Origin of the sequence: Spiroplasma endosymbiont of Zeiraphera isertana (assembly GCF_964030805.1) — a bacterium.
Classification (GTDB): domain Bacteria; phylum Bacillota_I; class Bacilli_A; order Mycoplasmatales; family VBWQ01; genus Spiroplasma_E.
Genome location: NZ_OZ034965.1, coordinates 139,980 through 156,515, shown reverse-complemented (window position 1 = coordinate 156,515; position 16,536 = coordinate 139,980). Strand labels below are relative to the sequence as shown.

Here is a 16,536-nt window from a genome sequence, read left to right as displayed (position 1 = left end):
ATTTTAGTTTTTTTTAATTCTTTCAATTGGAGTTTCAGTAGCATCAATAGCTAACAAATTATTATTAGTACCTTTATTTTTTGTTAAATCTTTTTTTCCAGGTAAATTAAAAATTCCGCTTTTTATTAAAATATTTTCAATTCAAAAAATATTACGAATGCAACTAGTATGAATAATATTATATCTTTTCGCAATAACTCTATAACTACTATAGTCTTTTCAATATTCTAAAGTCATTAATAAACGCTCTTCAATTACAATTTTATTTTTTCTACCACCATAATATTTTTGTTTAGACTCAGCAATTTTTAAAATTTCAAGCATTTTATAAAATGTTTTTGGCTTTATGCCGACTAAACTATAAAATTCTTGATCATCTTTATATTTTTTCAACATAATAACTATCACCTTTAATATTAATAATAATCGTTAAATTGTTAAAATTAAAGGTTTTGCACCAAGTCTAATGTATAATCCAAGCTTAGTTAAAAACAAAATAGCTGCAAAAATATAAATCGCTAAAAAAGTTACCAAAATTGCAATTCAAGAAAATTGATAAATATAAATACTTGCTAATGAATAATTTATTTCTCCAGTAAATGTTAATGGTAAAATTACTGCTAATCCATAACCAAAATAATTAATAACCATTGATACTAAAAATTGATTTGTTCTAAACAATAAGGTTGCTAAACTATGAATTAAACCAAATACAATTCCGATGATAATAGTGATAAAAAATGCCAAAATTGCAACTCCTCCACCAAAATTATTTTTTAATTGTGAAACAATTATACAATATGTAGCAGCACCAGTACACATAATACCATCAAAACCAAAATTAACAATCCCTGCTCTAGTATTTAAAATTCCGCCTGTACATAACAATAATAATGGAAAAGCAAATAATAATGTATTAACTAAAATTGTTGAAAATGAGAGTAACGTAATTATTTTTTTCTCCTTTTCCTTTTAAATATTTTATTTTTTTTAAAAATTTTTGAAGATTTTGATTCAACATTAACAATTTTAACATTTTGTTGTTCATCCTTAATTAATTCTTTTTTTTCATATTAGCTTCTTTTTTAGTCTCTTTAATTGTAAAATTAAAAAGGACACTTATATAAAAATTAAATTGTGTTAGTTCTATAATTAAGAAAAGAAAGGAATTAGCGCAATGTATAAGTATCTGAGTATTGAATCAATAATAGCAATAAAAGAATATAAAAATTATGGATTTTCGATTCGTAAAATAGCAAAAATTGTTGATTATAGTAAATCAACCGTACATAGAGTTTGTAGATTATTAAATAAAAAATTATTGCCATTAGAAATATTGAATCAATTTCAAAAAAATAAACAAAATGCAGGCAGAAAATTAATAATTTTAACTTTAACAGAAATTAATAGTATTAATCATTTGTTAATTACTAAAAAGTATGCTCTTGATATAATTGCTAACTTTTTAAAGGAAAATAAAATAAAAAGTATTTCGACAAAAACTTTATATAACATGTTTAAAACAAATCGAATGGGTTTTGATGAAAATAACTTATTGAGAAAAGGCAAAAATAAATCTCACAAACAAAAAGAAACTAGGGGCAAAATTAATAATTGTAAGTCTATTCATGAAAGAAATTTAATCATTCCTAATATTAAAAATATACAAGAATTTGGTCATTTAGAAGGTGATACTATCATTGGCAAAGATCATAAAAGTTCTATTATTACTTTGGCTGATATATGATCAAAAACCACAATTCCTTTAGTAACTAAAAATCATAAATCAGAAAATATTACGAAAAGTATAATAAAATTTATTTCAAAGTTACAAAAAGGAACAGTTAAAACCATTACTTTTGATCGTGGTAAAGAATTTAGTAAATGAAGATTAATCGAAAAAATTTGTAATGTCAAAATTTATTTTGCAGATCCTGGTAAACCTTGCCAAAGGGGTTTAAATGAAAATAATAATGGTATTTTAAGAAGATATTTACCAAAATCTACAGATCTATCTTCATATAAACAAAAAGATTTAAATTTTATAGCATTTCAAATTAATTCTACACCCAGAAAATCGCTCTCTTATAAAAGACCAATAGATTTAATACAATTATTTTAAAAAACTGTCCCATTTATATTTACAACTCAGGTTTTAATACAATCATTTTACATGATTTCTATATCAATAAAAATAAACATGCTATTAAAATTAAAATAGTAATATTAAAAAGGCTTTTATCCCTTTATGTACTATTTTTAAATTTTATCACATAAATGGAGATAAAAGCCTACCTAGGAAATTATCCCCGCATGTATTTAAATCAAACACAAAATTACAGTTTCAAAACTAGGTATGTTATTGAATTTATATGCTGATTCTTTTGCATATAAATGAATATTGCGCTTTGAAACTCTTATGTGTGTTCGGAAAGTTCGTCGGATGTGCTTTCGTGCTGATTCAATCTGGTTTGTGTTTACACCTGTTGGTGACACATACCCAACTTCATGATTTACGATTTCATGTTTGGGATAGAAGTTTTTTTTAATTTTCACAAAAAATCTTGATATTACTTTTAATTTTAAATTAAAAGTAATATTTTTATATCAGGGGTGATTTTTTGTGACTAATAATGAATTAATTGATGTTTTAAAAAACAAAAAAGATGAAGAATTTATAAAAATTATTAGACATTTTAAAAATAGAATTAAACAAATTGAGAAAAAAGAAAAATTAGATGCAATTGATAAAAAATTTAAAGAAAAAGGAATTCAATGTCCAAATTGTAAATCTTATTGATGTGTAAAAAATGGTTTTAAGAATAATAAGCAAAAATATTTATGCAAAGATTGTAAAAGTAGCTTTGATGCTTTAAGAAATCATTTTTTACATTGAAGTCATTTATCTCATGAACAATGAGATTGAATAATTTGATTGTCATTGTTAGGTCAATCTGCTTATACTATTTCTCAATTTGCTAAAATTTCAAAAACATCAGCATGATTTAATCGTCAAAAATTTATGAAATAATCACAATTAGCAAAAACACAAAAACCATTCACAAAATTAAAAGGTAGAATTGAAATTGATGAAACTTTTATCAAAGAAATTCATAAAGGAAATTTCAAAAATCCAGATGATCCAAGAAAAAAATGAATTGAAGAAAATGCTAAAAATTTAAACTGTTGTATTGAAATGGCAATTGATGAAAATAAAAATATTTATGCTCAAACAACAAATACTAAAAGATTAACAAAAAAATGAGTACAAGAAAATTTAACATCTAAGCTTATCGAAGAAAAATCAATTATAGTTTGTGATATGCAAATACTATATGATACAGTAGCTAAACAAACAAAATGTACTCTCAAAAAATTTAAATCAAAAGAAAATAAAGAATTAAATTATAAAAATTTAAGTAATATCAGTAAAATACAATCAAGTTTAAAAGAATTTATTACTCATTATCATGGCATTGGATTTACCAATATTCAAAATTACCTCAATTTATGAAAATTTAAATACCAACATTATAAAATATCACCTTATGCAAAATCTGAAGCATTATATTTCAGTTTGTAAAAAAAATAAATCCCAAAATTAAATAAAATCAAATTTTAGGCCAGGTTGATGATTTTTTTTATTTCATCAAGAGTTTTTTTGAAAATTAAAAGAAGTTTTTGAAACTTACATATCCCTTCCAAGAATCCGTAAATAGACAGCACTCAGTAAAAATGTGTTTCAATGCAAATCTTAAAAGGTTTTTTTCATCTGCATTTTTCAGCACCTTCACAATTAGTTTGTTGCTGGTTTTCTCATAAACTCCAACAATCAAAGTTTTATTCAACAAGGATCTTCCTTGTTTTTTAAAACCTAAATGTGAAAGATACATTTCATCCATCTGTGCTGTGCCATCAACAATGAAACCTGCATCTTGATTTCCAATTCTAGTCCTGATTTCATGACACATTCTTCAAGCTGTTTTATAGGTCACACCCAATTCCCTTGCAACATCGGTTGCTGGTATGCCATGCTTTGTGTTTATTCATCTAAAGATGAGATAAAACCAAGATGTCATTTGGGTCTGTGACTTATAAAAAATGGTTCCATAAAGAATACTAAATGTTTGGTTACAGTTCAAACATCGTATTCTTCTCAAATCAGAAGCATTCAAACTAGAAGAAGCACACCTGATGCATTTCATTGTTTTAAACTTCGCTATATATTTCAAACAATCGTTTTCAGTTTGAAATATGCTGTTGAATTCATTTCAATTCATTTTTTCCTCCACACTAGTACATGCGGGGATAATTTCCATTAAAAAATTACTATTAATTTAATATATTCTCAATAAAGAGATAAATTTAAAAATGTTACAAAAAATATCAGAAATTTTAATTAAATAATTATTTTTTGGTTTATTCTTCAGGTACTCTATTATATTGTAAAGATTGCGGATCTGTAGCGAAATAATATTTTTTAAATTGATTTTCTAAATTTAAAGTTTTCTTTAATGCAGAATAACAAGTAATAATTAAAAAAACATTAACCGTTAAATCAATAGGATATTTTATAACTCTTAATGGAAAATACATTAATCATAAAGGTGGTAATCCAGGAAATAATATTTTTAATGCAATAGGATCAGTACCAGTAATAATTAATGAAGTAATAGCATAAGCAATTGGCAAATATCAATAAATTGTCTTTTTACTATAATAAATTTTACTAAAATTTAATACTAAATAGTAAGGTAATATACATCATAAAATACTAGTAAAAGTAAAAAATAAACATGGTGATGCACCACTAGTACTAAATAATAAACCTAAAAAATCACTGGCAATAGCACTAAGAAACCCTAATATTCCACCACAAAAGAAACCTATTAAAACTAATATAAAATTACCCAATTTAATTTCAAAATATTTAGAAAATGGTAAACTTTTTAACATTAAAGCACCTGTTGTATTTAAAGAAACAGCTAATGCTAACATTATTCCACTTAAGCAAATAAATTTTATTTGCTTTATCTTTTTTTTATTATCTTTATAATCAAAAACTGTGATCAATAAAAAAGTAATTAAAATTAACAGTCCACTAATTATATTCAATAACAACACATTCATTTAATTACCACCCTTTTTTATCATAATTATTTTCTTTGTTCTTAAATAATTATAAACATCTGCCAAAAAATAACAAGAACCCGTAATTAAAATTATTTTATGAGGGCTACATTCAATCATTTTTTGATAATCAAAAAATTCACCAGTAATACTATTTAAATTACTATTACTACAAATAATAATATTATCTGAGACTTTTTTTAAACAACTAATTAATTTTTGTGGATATTTATTTTTTAAACAAGAAAATATAATTTGTTGAGGAATAATTTTATTAATTTTTAGCGTTTTAATTAATGCTTTAATACCATCAATATTATGAGCAGCATCAAAATAAATAGTTTTATCATTAATTTGATATTTCTGAAATCGTAATCTAATATTAGTATCATTAATGATTTTTAAAGCTTGTTTAATATTAATTTCTAAAAATGTTTTTGAAATTACTGTTAAAACTAATTTTTTATTTTCTTGATAGTATGGTTGGTTGATTAATCTTGGAGAATATATAGGTTTATAACCTTCCATATCAATTTGCTTTTTTAATTTATTATTTAAATTACCTGAAATAAAAAGATTTTTTGTCATTGGTTTTACTATTCCCAATTTTTGATGTAATATTTCAGATGTAGTTTTACCAAGTCTATCTTGATGATCTTTACCAATTGAAGTGATAATAGCATATGTTGCATCAATGATATTTGTAGGATCAATTTTTCCACCAATCCCAACTTCAATTATTGCTCATTGCACATTTTGTTCTTGAAAATAAATTAATGCAATTAAAGTTAAAATACCAAAAAAACCTAATTGATAATATTCAATATCATCAAAAATCAAGTCTCTAATACGAACTAAATCTTGATTACTAATCATTCTATCATTAACAATAATTCGTTCATTAACAAACTCAATATGGGGAGAAGTAAACAAACCAATTTTTTGTTTTAAGGTTTGTGATAATATAGCAAAAATTAAACGCGATACTGAACCTTTACCATTTGTTCCGGTTACATGAATATACTTAATATTATTGTTTAAATATTTTGGACTAATAATTTTTAATTTTTTTAAACAATCTTTATTTGAATATTTAGATATTTTTTTAAAAAATTCTTCATTCATATTTTTAAAATCCTTTATTTAATAATTATTATTATCAATATTAATTAAAGGATTAACGGTTCTTCAAGTCACATAAATTATAATTGAATTAATTATAATTTTAAGAGGTGCTTGCACAATTCTCATAATTGCTGTTACTCCATAATCCTTGGCATTAGGATCAAATAAAGTCATATCAGCATAGGAGGCTATAAGCACTGTTGTTACATACTCAGCTACTACCGCTAATAAAATAATTGGTAAAATTTCTTTAATTCTATAAATTTCTTTTTTCAATAAATAATAAAATAAAACACTATAAATACTTAATAGGCCAATAATGCCACCACCACCCATAATACTAGCCAGAACATATTTATTAACAATAATTCCTGACATAGAATATGATGATTGCTTACCCGAAATAACAATATACATGCCGCCAACAGCAAAGAAAATAATAAAAAAATTAATTAAAGCAAAAATAACTCATGGATAATCTTTTAGTTTTACTTTAAATATTCCAGCAATTCCTGCCAAAAAACCAGTAAAAATAATACAAAACATATAATAAACGCTAATATATGAAGGAACAAATAACATTACTAAAATATCTGTTACTGCAGCACAAATAATACCTATAATTGGACCAAACATATAACCGGTTATTTTAATCATTAAACCCTCAAAAGCAATTCTAATTGGTGGTAATACTGTAATGGGTATCGTAATAGAAACAATAATAGTTGCCACAACTGATACTGAAGATAACATTGTTATATAAGCAATATTTTTAGTAGTAAAACGAACACCTTTATATTTATCTTTACGAAATCATTTTCAAAAAATATTCATTAAAATATATGCTAACATTATGCTAATTAAAGTAATAATTAAATAAATAGCTGTAGATCTACTAAATAAATTTAAGGTATTTAAATCATATCGTTGAGAAAATATGTGATTAAATATTAAACTATTGGGCATTTAAATAACCACCATTCCCGAAATATTCTTTAAAACTATATTAATTTTAACAAATATATCATAACATTGTTTGCTTAAATACATATAATAAAATTAGTATTTTTTTATTTTTATCACTTAATGGGGGTTTTATTTTTTGAAATCAATCAATTATTAGTTTTGCTAAATGGTCTTGAATTAAAAAAACCATTATAAGCACTTAAAGGCGAAGGATGTGCACTCTCAATAATAAAATGTTTTTCTGTATCAATTAGCATTTTTTTTTTATTTCTTGCATTTTTACCTCATAAAATAAAAACAAGATTAGTACAGTTTAAATTTAAAAATGATAAAACATGATCAGTAAAAGTTACTCATTGATATTGTAAATGACTATTAGGTTGACTTTGTCTGACAGTTAAAGTTGTATTTAAAAGCAAAACTCCCTGTTTAGCTCAAGTTGTTAAATTACCATCATTATCTTTTTCAATATTTAAATCATTTTTTAGTTCTTGAAAAATGTTTTTTAAACTTGGTGGTAACGGAGTATTTGTTTGAACACTAAATGCTAAGCCATGAGCTTGATTTGGCTGATGATAAGGATCTTGACCTAATATTATTACTTTAACCTTTGATAAAGGAGTTATTTTAAAAGCTTGAAATATTTCTTCTCATTGAGGATAACAAAGATAAGTTTGATATTCCTTTTTAATATCTTCTAATAATTTAGTAAAATATGCTTCTTTATATTCTTGTTGAAAAAATTCTAATCATGAGGAATCAACAAATAAAGTTTTATTATACATTTTTTTCACCTACTACTTATGATAACTTTGATTATTAAGTATTTGTAATGAACGATATATTTGTTCTAATAAAACAACATAACATAATTGATGAGGTAATGTTATTTTACCAAAGGAAATTTTAATTAAATTAATATTGTCTTTTAATATTTGTGCTACACCATTACTACCGCCAATAATAAAACCAATTTTACCTTGTTGATAAATTTGATTTTTATTAATCATCTGTGATAATTGTTCACTACTTATTAATTGTCCTGATAAATCTAATAAAAATCATTGATAATCATTATTCTTTGATATGTATTCGGTGATTTTATTAGTTTCAATTTTAATATTATTAGGAATTGAATTTAATTTAGATTCGATAATATTTTTTGTTTCAATATTAGTTCGCTTTTTAATTCGTTCTAAATAATCTTTGGCGGCTGATTTTAAATATGTTTGTGACAACTGGCCAATACAAACAATTTTAATATTTATCATTATAATTCTGAAAAAGCCATGTTATTTATTCTTTCATGAACCACTTTATCTGGGTTACGAAAATCAACATCACCCAAAGCTTTATCAATAGTATTTGGATTAATAACAACTATTTCTTTTTTATTTTTATCAACTCATAAACTAAAAATTACATCAATTTGAATATTAAAATCAATTTTAAAAGTCTTGTTCATTTTTGAATCTTTCATTATAAAGAATAAATGAATTCAACCTTTTTTAATAATGGTTTTATTTTTATCATCTTTAAAGTCAGTAATTTTTGGTGAAACAATACTAGTTTTAGAAACTTTTGAAGGGTTTTCTGCTTCTGTTGCTGTTTCATATGTAACATATCAATAACCATAATATTGCTGTTTAGATATATCATTATCAGTTAAACCAAAAACTAAAAGACTTCCATTTGCATCTTTACAACTAAATGGTTCATTCATTACTTTATCTGGATCATTATTAACATTATAATTAATACTCTCATAATTACCTGATTGATATTGGTCACTATTATAAAAATCCCTGGCGGCATCTGTAACTTCTAATGCATTACGATCAATTCTAATTTTGTCTGCTGCTAGTTGCATAAATGCAGCGAGTGGTTTGTATAAAAGTTTAGTATCATATTGATAGTATTTATTATAAACATAATCAACTAACGGATCACCTTCTTTGTTTGATGGCTCGTTTTCAAAATTTGTTTGAATTTTTGAACCATCTCCAGTACCACAAGCCACAATAGTACTAACAGAAGAAGAAAGTAAACTAAGTGTTGAAAATAAAGTGATTAATTTACGCATTTGATTGTTATTCTCCTTAAACTAAATAATAATTAAATATTCACTAAGAATTGTAACTTATTTTTTTATAAAAAGCAAAAGGAAATTCATATAGGTAAAAATACATTTTTTAAAATTAAAATATTAATGTTTATTTTAATATTTTAATAAAATTATTATTGTCATAAAAGGAATTAAAAATTATATATTTTTTTATCGTTGATAATTGCTTTTGCCAATCTATTTCATCTTTAAAAAATCAGATTTATTAATTTTTTGTTGAAATTTCATTGCTTCTTCATGTGTTGGTAATTTGTCTTTATTTTCTTTTAATATACTTTCATATGTTGATAATTTATCTTCATTTTGTTCTAAAATTTCTTCATCTAAAATATCGTTAGTATTTTGCATCCTGAGTTGTAAATATAAATGGGACAGTTTTTTAAAATAATTGTATTAAATCTATTGGTCTTTTATAAGAGAGCGATTTTCTTTTAATTTTCACAAAAAATCTTGATATTACTTTTAATTTAAAATTAAAAGTAATATTTTTATATCAGGGGTGATTTTTTGTGACTAATAATGAATTAATTGATGTTTTAAAAAACAAAAAAGATGAAGAATTTATAAAAATTATTAGACATTTTAAAAATAGAATTAAACAAATTGAGAAAAAAGAAAAATTAGATGCAATTGATAAAAAATTTAAAGAAAAAGGAATTCAATGTCCAAATTGTAAATCTTATTGATGTGTAAAAAATGGTTTTAAGAATAATAAGCAAAAATATTTATGCAAAGATTGTAAAAGTAGCTTTGATGCTTTAAGAAATCATTTTTTACATTGAAGTCATTTATCTCATGAACAATGAGATTGAATAATTTGATTGTCATTGTTAGGTCAATCTGCTTATACTATTTCTCAATTTGCTAAAATTTCAAAAACATCAGCATGATTTAATCGTCAAAAATTTATGAAATCATCACAATTAGCAAAAACACAAAAACCATTCACAAAATTAAAAGGTAGAATTGAAATTGATGAAACTTTTATCAAAGAAATTCATAAAGGAAATTTCAAAAATCCAGATGATCCAAGAAAAAAATGAATTGAAGAAAATGCTAAAGATTTAAACTGTTGTATTGAAATGGCAATTGATGAAAATAAAAATATTTATGCTCAAACAACCAATACTAAAAGATTAACAAAAAAATGAGTACAAGAAAATTTAACATCTAAGCTTATCGAAGAAAAATCAATTATAGTTTGTGATATGCAAATACTATATGATACAGTAGCTAAACAAACAAAATGTACTCTCAAGAAATTTAAATCAAAAGAAAATAAAGAATTAAATTATAAAAATTTAAGTAATATCAGTAAAATACAATCAAATTTAAAAGAATTTATTACTCATTATCATGGCATTGGATTTACCAATATTCAAAATTACCTCAATTTATGAAAATTTAAATACCAACATTATAAAATATCACCTTATGCAAAATCTGAAGCATTATATTTCGGTTTGTAAAAAAAATAAATCCCAAAATTAAATAAAATCAAATTTTAGGCCAGGTTGATGATTTTTTTTATTTCATCAAGAGTTTTTTTGCAAATTAAAACGATTTTCTGGGTGTAGAATTAATTTGAAATGCTATAAAATTTAAATCTTTTTGTTTATATGAAGATAGATCTGTAGATTTCGGTAAATATCTTCTTAAAATACCATTATTATTTTCATTTAAACCCCTTTGGCAAGGTTTACCAGGATCTGCAAAATAAATTTTGACATTACAAATTTTTTCGATTAATCTTCATTTACTAAATTCTTTACCACGATCAAAAGTAATGGTTTTAACTGTTCCTTTTTGTAACTTTGAAATAAATTTTATTATACTTTTCGTAATATTTTCTGATTTATGATTTTTAGTTACTAAAGGAATTGTGGTTTTTGATCATATATCATCCAAAGTAATAATAGAACTTTTATGATCTTTGCCAATGATAGTATCACCTTCTAAATGACCAAATTCTTGTATATTTTTAATATTAGGAATGATTAAATTTCTTGCATGAATAGACTTACAATTATTAATTTTGCCCCTAGTTTCTTTTTGTATTTACAACTCAGGGCTTTAATTGTAAAATTAAAAAGGACACTTATATAAAAATTAAATTGTGTTAGTTCTATAATTAAGAAAAGAAAGGAATTAGCGCAATGTATAAGTATCTGAGTATTGAATCAATAATAGCAATAAAAGAATATAAAAATTATGGATTTTCGATTCGTAAAATAGCAAAAATTGTTGATTATAGTAAATCAACTGTACATAGAGTTTGTAGATTATTAAATAAAAACTTATTGCCATTAGAAATATTGAATCAATTTCAAAAAAATAAACAAAATGCAGGCAGAAAATTAATAATTTTAACTTTAACAGAAATTAATAGTATTAATCATTTGTTAATTACTAAAAAGTATGCTCTTGATATAATTGCTAACTTTTTAAAGGAAAATAAAATAAAAAGTATTTCAACAAAAACTTTATATAACATGTTTAAAACAAATCGAATGGGTTTTGATGAAAATAACTTATTGAGAAAAGGCAAAAATAAATCTCACAAACAAAAAGAAACTAGGGGCAAAATTAATAATTGTAAGTCTATTCATGCAAGAAATTTAATCATTCCTAATATTAAAAATATACAAGAATTTGGTCATTTAGAAGGTGATACTATCATTGGCAAAGATCATAAAAGTTCTATTATTACTTTGGCTGATATATGATCAAAAACCACAATTCCTTTAGTAACTAAAAATCATAAATCAGAAAATATTACGAAAAGTATAATAAAATTTATTTCAAAGTTACAAAAAGGAACAGTTAAAACCATTACTTTTGATCGTGGTAAAGAATTTAGTAAATGAAGATTAATCGAAAAAATTTGTAATGTCAAAATTTATTTTGCAGATCCTGGTAAACCTTGCCAAAGGGGTTTAAATGAAAATAATAATGGTATTTTAAGAAGATATTTACCAAAATCTACAGATCTATCTTCATATAAACAAAAAGATTTAAATTTTATAGCATTTCAAATTAATTCTACACCCAGAAAATCGCTCTCTTATAAAAGACCAATAGATTTAATACAATTATTTTAAAAAACTGTCCAATTTATTTGTGAGATTTATTTTTGCCTTTTCTCAATAAGTTATTTTCATCAAAACCCATTCGATTTGTTTTAAACACGTTATATAAAGTTTTTTTGTTGAAATACTTTTTATTTTATTTTCCTTTAAAAAGTTAGCAATTATATCAAGAGCATACTTTTTAGTAATTAACAAATGATTAATACTATTAATTTCTGTTAAAGTTAAAATTATTAATTTTCTGCCTGCATTTTGTTTATTTTTTTGAAATTGATTCAATATTTCTAATGGCAATAAGTTTTTATTTAATAATCTACAAACTCTATGTACAGTTGATTTACTATAATCAACAATTTTTGCTATTTTACGAATCGAAAATCCATAATTTTTATATTCTTTTATTGCTATTATTGATTCAATACTCAGATACTTATACATTGCGCTAATTCCTTTCTTTTCTTAATTATAGAACTAACACAATTTAATTTTTATATAAGTGTCCTTTTTAATTTTACAATTAAAGCATTAAAAAAAATTAAAGACTTCCAAATGATTATTTCAAACGACTAACATTAAAGCATTATGTCCATATTCATTTACTTGATAAAGATTTCATTATTATCTATTAAATACTTAACTATCTCTAAATCATTATCTTTGATAGCTAACATCAAAATAGTGAAACCATCTTTAATTTACATAATTTATACTAACAACATTCCTAACTAATAATTTAACTTTTTCTAAGTTATTATTCATAATTACTTGTATTATTTTTTCATTTTTCTTATTAAGAAATACTCTTTTTTTTCTAATGTACTTTTTTTCTCTTTCTATAAATTAAAACTTGATACAATAATAAATTTAATCTTATTAGTTTAAATTGTATTTAATATTTCTGCTTTTGTTTCCAAAGGTAATTGAGATTCTATTAAGCCCATATTCTCTCATTTTTGTTTGCTTGCATTTTTTGATTGTTCTGATAAAGGTTGCTGTAACTCTTGAATTTCAGTACTTATTAATTTTCATACTTCATTTAAAGACGTTAATTTTATTTCTTCTTCATTTAATTTATTTTTAATTTTTTGTTCTTCTTTTTTTGAATTTTTTTATTTAAACTATTTTTTAAATTATCACAATTGTCAGTAGTTTTTTTAATTTCCATTGGAAAAAAATCTCTAATATTTTCCGATGTTGTAAATAAATCTTTTACTTCATCTTCGTGTAATTCCTTTATTGAAATTATTTTTTTTTCTAAATAATTTAGGCTTTTCTCCCTTTATGTACTATTTTTAAATTTTATCACATAAATGCTGAGAAAAGCCTATCTACGGACTTCTCCCCACATTTTTAAATCAAACATAACATTACAGTTTCAAAACTAGGTATATTGTTGAATTTATATGCCGATTCTTTTGCGTATAAATGAACATGATGTTTTTCAACTTTGATATGTGTTTTAAATGTTCGTCTGATGTGCTTTCATGCCGATTCAATCTGGTTTATGTTTACACAGGTTTTTGAAACATAGCCATCTTGATGGTTAACTGTTTCATGCTTAGTGAAAACTGATTTAAAATGGCGATATCCTTTTCAAGAATCAGTATGTACATCACACTTTGAAGAAATGTGGTTTCTTGTAAATTGCAAAAGATTTTTTTGATTTGCATTTTTCAACACTTTCACAATTAAATTATTGGTTGTTTTTTCATAAATCCCAACAATCAAAGTTTTATTTTTTAAGGATCTTCCTTGTTTTTTAAAACCCATATGTGAAAGATACATTTCATCCATTTGCACTATGCCCTCAACAATGAATTGAGGTTCTTGTTTTGCAATTGCACTTCGGATTTTATGACCCATTCTTCAAGCAGTTTTCAAAGTTACTCCCAATTCTTTTGCAACATCAGTTGATGGAATTCCATGTTTGGTGTTTATTCATCTAAAGATGAGATAAAACCAAGATGTCAAAGGTGTTTGTGACTTGTAAAAAATGGTGTCATGAAGAATACTAAATGTTTGATGACATTTCAAACATCTTATTCTTCTTAAATCAGAAGTATTCAAATTTGTTCAAGAACACCTCATACATTTGTTTTCCTTCAAACTTGCTATATATTTCAAACAATCTTTTTCTGTTTGAAATATATTGTTGAACTCATTCAATTTCATTGTTTCCTCCACAAGTACATGTGGGGAGAAGTCCGATAATTTATTTGAAATTCTAGTTTTTCAATGATTTTATTTTGTTCTTCAATTTTTTGATCTTGTCAACTAGGTTTCTCGTTTTCTTCATTTATTTCGGTTTGGATTTCAATACTTACTAATTTTGATTGATTAATTGTTCTTAAAGACTCCTGAATTTTTTCCTTTTTTTCTCTAATTGCGTTTTCTATTATTTCTTTTTCTTTTAATTTAAAATTAATTTCTAAAGTTGTGAAATCACCTTTAAATTCATTTTCTATTTTTTCATTTTCTTCTCTTATGTTTTCTAAATTATTTTGAATGTTAAAATTTTCATTAAATTTTTTAATACTATCAGCATTTTGTTCTCAATAATTTTCAATAATCTTAATAAATTCCATATTTTCTAATTTATTAACTTCTTTTAATAAATTAATAAATATTTTTTGATCTTTACTAATATTTTTAATTCATTTTTCTTTTATTTTTTTAAGTTCAAACATCATCGTATGTTTATTTTGCTTAAAAAAATCCTCAATTTTATTAATTTTATCCTCAATTTTTTTTATTTTTTTATCGTTAATACTTAACTCAGTATCATGTCTTGTAATATTATATTGTAACTCCGCAATATAATCACTCTTTTTCTTAATATCACTATTCTTTTTTTTAATCACTACATCTATTTCTTTTAAATATTGTTTTTTTTCTTTTTTTATCATCTGAAATATTTGGAATAAATATTTGATTTTCAATATTATTTTTATTTTCTTCTAAATCTTGCAAGTAAGTAATTTTTTTAATTTTTATATTTTTCTTTCGTTTTTCTAAATTTTCAATTTGTTTTCTTTTTTCTGCTATCTCTTTCTCATGTATTCTAATTTGTTCTTTTTTTTCTTCTAATTCATTTTTAAATAATTCTATACTTTCTTTCACTTTATCTTTAGTTTTAATAATTTCTTCTTGTTCACTTATTAATTCTTTTTCTCGATCATTATATTTTTCAAATATATCATTGTATATTCTTTCTTCATTTTTAATATGTTTTTTAATATATCAGTTAAATATGTCATCTATTAATTCAAAGAAAAATACAAAATTTTTATCAAATTTACTTTTTCAATCTTTATCTTCATTTAAAATTAATTTATATTCATCTCCACTTTTCATTCTAAATGCTCAAAAAGATAAAATTAATTGAGTCATAACTTCTTCTTTAAAAAGGTTTTCAAAAATTTTCTCTTTTTTATTTTCTAATTCCTCATTTTTTTGATATAGCCTACGAATTTCTTTATTAATTTTTATTTTTAATTCTCGTGTTTTTTTTAAAAACTCTTTTTTATTTTCAAAAATGTTTAAATTTATTGTTTTTAAAAAAATAATATCATTACTTATTGTTTCACTTAAAAAATTAAAAAGATTAAAATAATCTGTGATTTCAGTAAACTCAGTACTATTTTGGCTAACTTTATTAATTTTATTTTGTTCAATTAATGTTTTATTTTTCTCCAAGGATAATAATTTTTCATTTTGTTCTTTAATTTTACTATCAAGTTCTATTAAAAAATAATCTAATTGTCTAATTAATTTTAAATTTTCTTTTTTTTCTCAAAAATAAGAAAAGAAATTATATTTTAAATCATTTATTAATTCTTTAATTAATTTATCTAAATCAGTTTTTTTATTTTCTTTTAATTGAGTTAATGGTGCTGATGTACTTGGGTTTTCAAAATCAGTATCTTCTGAATTAGAAAAAAAAATTATCTTTTTCATTGTATTCTTTAAAAAAATTCTTAAAAGTTTCAACAACTTCGTCTAAATTTTCATCAGTTAAAGGATAATTTCTAAATTTTTTTATTAATTCATTAAATCAAGGCATAAATCTTATTCTCCTAAATTTTATTTATAAAATAAAAA

At 23.0% G+C, this 16,536-nt stretch carries 20 protein-coding genes and 2 pseudogenes; 5 read left to right on the top strand and 17 right to left on the bottom strand.

Annotated features, from left to right (window positions below; genetic code table 4):
* Positions 1 to 3 precede the first annotated feature (3 nt).
* Together AAHM78_RS01035 and AAHM78_RS01030 are read right to left on the bottom strand one after the other, a co-directional pair.
* Entirely contained in the window at positions 4 to 396 is a 393-nt protein-coding gene (locus AAHM78_RS01035; protein ID WP_342254067.1) for a transposase family protein, read from the bottom strand.
* A 33-nt stretch (positions 397 to 429) separates the two neighbouring features.
* Positions 430 to 888 (bottom strand): ABC transporter permease subunit, encoded by a 459-nt coding sequence (locus AAHM78_RS01030; protein ID WP_342254066.1) that lies wholly within the window; start codon positions 886 to 888, stop codon positions 430 to 432.
* A 289-nt stretch (positions 889 to 1,177) separates the two neighbouring features.
* Here AAHM78_RS01030 and AAHM78_RS01025 point away from each other — a divergent pair, with 289 nt between their 5' ends.
* The gene (locus AAHM78_RS01025; protein WP_342254065.1) at positions 1,178 to 2,122 is read left to right on the top strand and encodes an IS30 family transposase; all 945 of its coding nucleotides are present in this window, start codon (positions 1,178 to 1,180) and stop codon (positions 2,120 to 2,122) included.
* A gap of 197 nt (positions 2,123 to 2,319) precedes the next feature.
* Here AAHM78_RS01025 and AAHM78_RS01020 read toward each other — a convergent pair whose 3' ends face one another.
* Positions 2,320 to 2,556, bottom strand: a complete 237-nt coding sequence (locus AAHM78_RS01020) for a transposase (RefSeq protein WP_342254064.1) — start codon at positions 2,554 to 2,556, stop codon at positions 2,320 to 2,322.
* A 67-nt stretch (positions 2,557 to 2,623) separates the two neighbouring features.
* On the opposite strand from AAHM78_RS01020, the gene AAHM78_RS01015 reads away from it, so the two are divergent.
* Together AAHM78_RS01015 and AAHM78_RS01010 are read left to right on the top strand one after the other, a co-directional pair.
* Positions 2,624 to 3,031 carry an IS1/IS1595 family N-terminal zinc-binding domain-containing protein gene (locus AAHM78_RS01015; RefSeq protein WP_342254063.1) on the top strand — a complete coding sequence of 136 codons (408 nt, stop codon included), beginning with the start codon at positions 2,624 to 2,626 and terminating at the stop codon, positions 3,029 to 3,031.
* A gap of 165 nt (positions 3,032 to 3,196) precedes the next feature.
* Positions 3,197 to 3,583: a hypothetical protein gene (locus tag AAHM78_RS01010; RefSeq protein ID WP_342252832.1), complete on the top strand. Its 387-nt coding sequence runs from the start codon at positions 3,197 to 3,199 to the stop codon at positions 3,581 to 3,583.
* A gap of 85 nt (positions 3,584 to 3,668) precedes the next feature.
* Here the strand turns inward: AAHM78_RS01010 and AAHM78_RS01005 are convergent, their stop codons facing one another.
* The 8 genes from AAHM78_RS01005 to AAHM78_RS00970 all read right to left on the bottom strand — a co-directional run bounded on the left by AAHM78_RS01005 (position 3,669) and on the right by AAHM78_RS00970 (position 9,694).
* Positions 3,669 to 4,175 carry an IS1595 family transposase gene (locus AAHM78_RS01005; RefSeq protein ID WP_342252999.1) on the bottom strand — a complete coding sequence of 169 codons (507 nt, stop codon included), beginning with the start codon at positions 4,173 to 4,175 and terminating at the stop codon, positions 3,669 to 3,671.
* A 244-nt stretch (positions 4,176 to 4,419) separates the two neighbouring features.
* Entirely contained in the window at positions 4,420 to 5,115 is a 696-nt protein-coding gene (locus tag AAHM78_RS01000; protein ID WP_342254062.1) for a hypothetical protein, read from the bottom strand.
* A 15-nt stretch (positions 5,116 to 5,130) separates the two neighbouring features.
* On the bottom strand, positions 5,131 to 6,255 hold the full coding sequence (locus AAHM78_RS00995; protein WP_342254061.1) for a bifunctional folylpolyglutamate synthase/dihydrofolate synthase: 1,125 nt from the start codon (positions 6,253 to 6,255) through the stop codon (positions 5,131 to 5,133).
* An 18-nt stretch (positions 6,256 to 6,273) separates the two neighbouring features.
* Entirely contained in the window at positions 6,274 to 7,221 is a 948-nt protein-coding gene (locus tag AAHM78_RS00990; protein ID WP_342254060.1) for a hypothetical protein, read from the bottom strand.
* A gap of 110 nt (positions 7,222 to 7,331) precedes the next feature.
* On the bottom strand, positions 7,332 to 8,006 hold the full coding sequence (locus tag AAHM78_RS00985) for a uracil-DNA glycosylase (RefSeq protein ID WP_342254059.1): 675 nt from the start codon (positions 8,004 to 8,006) through the stop codon (positions 7,332 to 7,334).
* Between the two features lie 12 nt (positions 8,007 to 8,018).
* Positions 8,019 to 8,492 (bottom strand): 23S rRNA (pseudouridine(1915)-N(3))-methyltransferase RlmH, encoded by a 474-nt coding sequence (locus AAHM78_RS00980; protein WP_342254058.1) that lies wholly within the window; start codon positions 8,490 to 8,492, stop codon positions 8,019 to 8,021.
* Positions 8,492 to 9,304, bottom strand: a complete 813-nt coding sequence (locus AAHM78_RS00975) for a hypothetical protein (protein ID WP_342254057.1) — start codon at positions 9,302 to 9,304, stop codon at positions 8,492 to 8,494. Before AAHM78_RS00975 ends, AAHM78_RS00980 begins: the two co-directional genes overlap by 1 nt.
* A 219-nt stretch (positions 9,305 to 9,523) precedes the next feature.
* A complete protein-coding gene (locus tag AAHM78_RS00970) occupies positions 9,524 to 9,694 on the bottom strand; it encodes a hypothetical protein (protein ID WP_338987949.1) in 171 nt (56 codons plus the stop codon).
* Between the two features lie 161 nt (positions 9,695 to 9,855).
* Between AAHM78_RS00970 and AAHM78_RS00965 the strand changes: the two genes are divergently transcribed.
* Entirely contained in the window at positions 9,856 to 10,815 is a 960-nt protein-coding gene (locus tag AAHM78_RS00965) for an IS1595 family transposase (protein ID WP_342254056.1), read from the top strand.
* Between the two features lie 85 nt (positions 10,816 to 10,900).
* Here AAHM78_RS00965 and AAHM78_RS00960 read toward each other — a convergent pair.
* Positions 10,901 to 11,401 (bottom strand): annotated as a pseudogene (locus AAHM78_RS00960) (IS30 family transposase); the annotation flags it as partial.
* 101 nt (positions 11,402 to 11,502) lie between these two features.
* Between AAHM78_RS00960 and AAHM78_RS00955 the strand changes: the two are divergent.
* A complete protein-coding gene (locus AAHM78_RS00955; protein WP_342254055.1) occupies positions 11,503 to 12,447 on the top strand; it encodes an IS30 family transposase in 945 nt (314 codons plus the stop codon).
* A 16-nt stretch (positions 12,448 to 12,463) separates the two neighbouring features.
* On the opposite strand, the pseudogene AAHM78_RS00950 reads toward AAHM78_RS00955, so the two are convergent.
* The 5 genes and pseudogenes from AAHM78_RS00950 to AAHM78_RS00935 all read right to left on the bottom strand — a co-directional run.
* A pseudogene (locus AAHM78_RS00950) lies at positions 12,464 to 12,873 on the bottom strand (helix-turn-helix domain-containing protein); the annotation flags it as partial.
* A gap of 158 nt (positions 12,874 to 13,031) precedes the next feature.
* A complete protein-coding gene (locus AAHM78_RS16560; protein WP_422397941.1) occupies positions 13,032 to 13,130 on the bottom strand; it encodes an ankyrin repeat domain-containing protein in 99 nt (32 codons plus the stop codon).
* A gap of 655 nt (positions 13,131 to 13,785) precedes the next feature.
* Complete coding sequence (locus tag AAHM78_RS00945) at positions 13,786 to 14,607, bottom strand: IS1595 family transposase (protein ID WP_342254053.1); 822 nt, start codon at positions 14,605 to 14,607, stop codon at positions 13,786 to 13,788.
* Positions 14,547 to 15,296, bottom strand: a complete 750-nt coding sequence (locus tag AAHM78_RS00940) for a hypothetical protein (protein ID WP_342254052.1) — start codon at positions 15,294 to 15,296, stop codon at positions 14,547 to 14,549. Before AAHM78_RS00940 ends, AAHM78_RS00945 begins: the two co-directional genes overlap by 61 nt.
* Positions 15,289 to 16,428, bottom strand: a complete 1,140-nt coding sequence (locus AAHM78_RS00935) for a hypothetical protein (protein ID WP_342254051.1) — start codon at positions 16,426 to 16,428, stop codon at positions 15,289 to 15,291. Before AAHM78_RS00935 ends, AAHM78_RS00940 begins: the two co-directional genes overlap by 8 nt.
* Between the last annotated feature and the right edge of the window lie 108 nt (positions 16,429 to 16,536).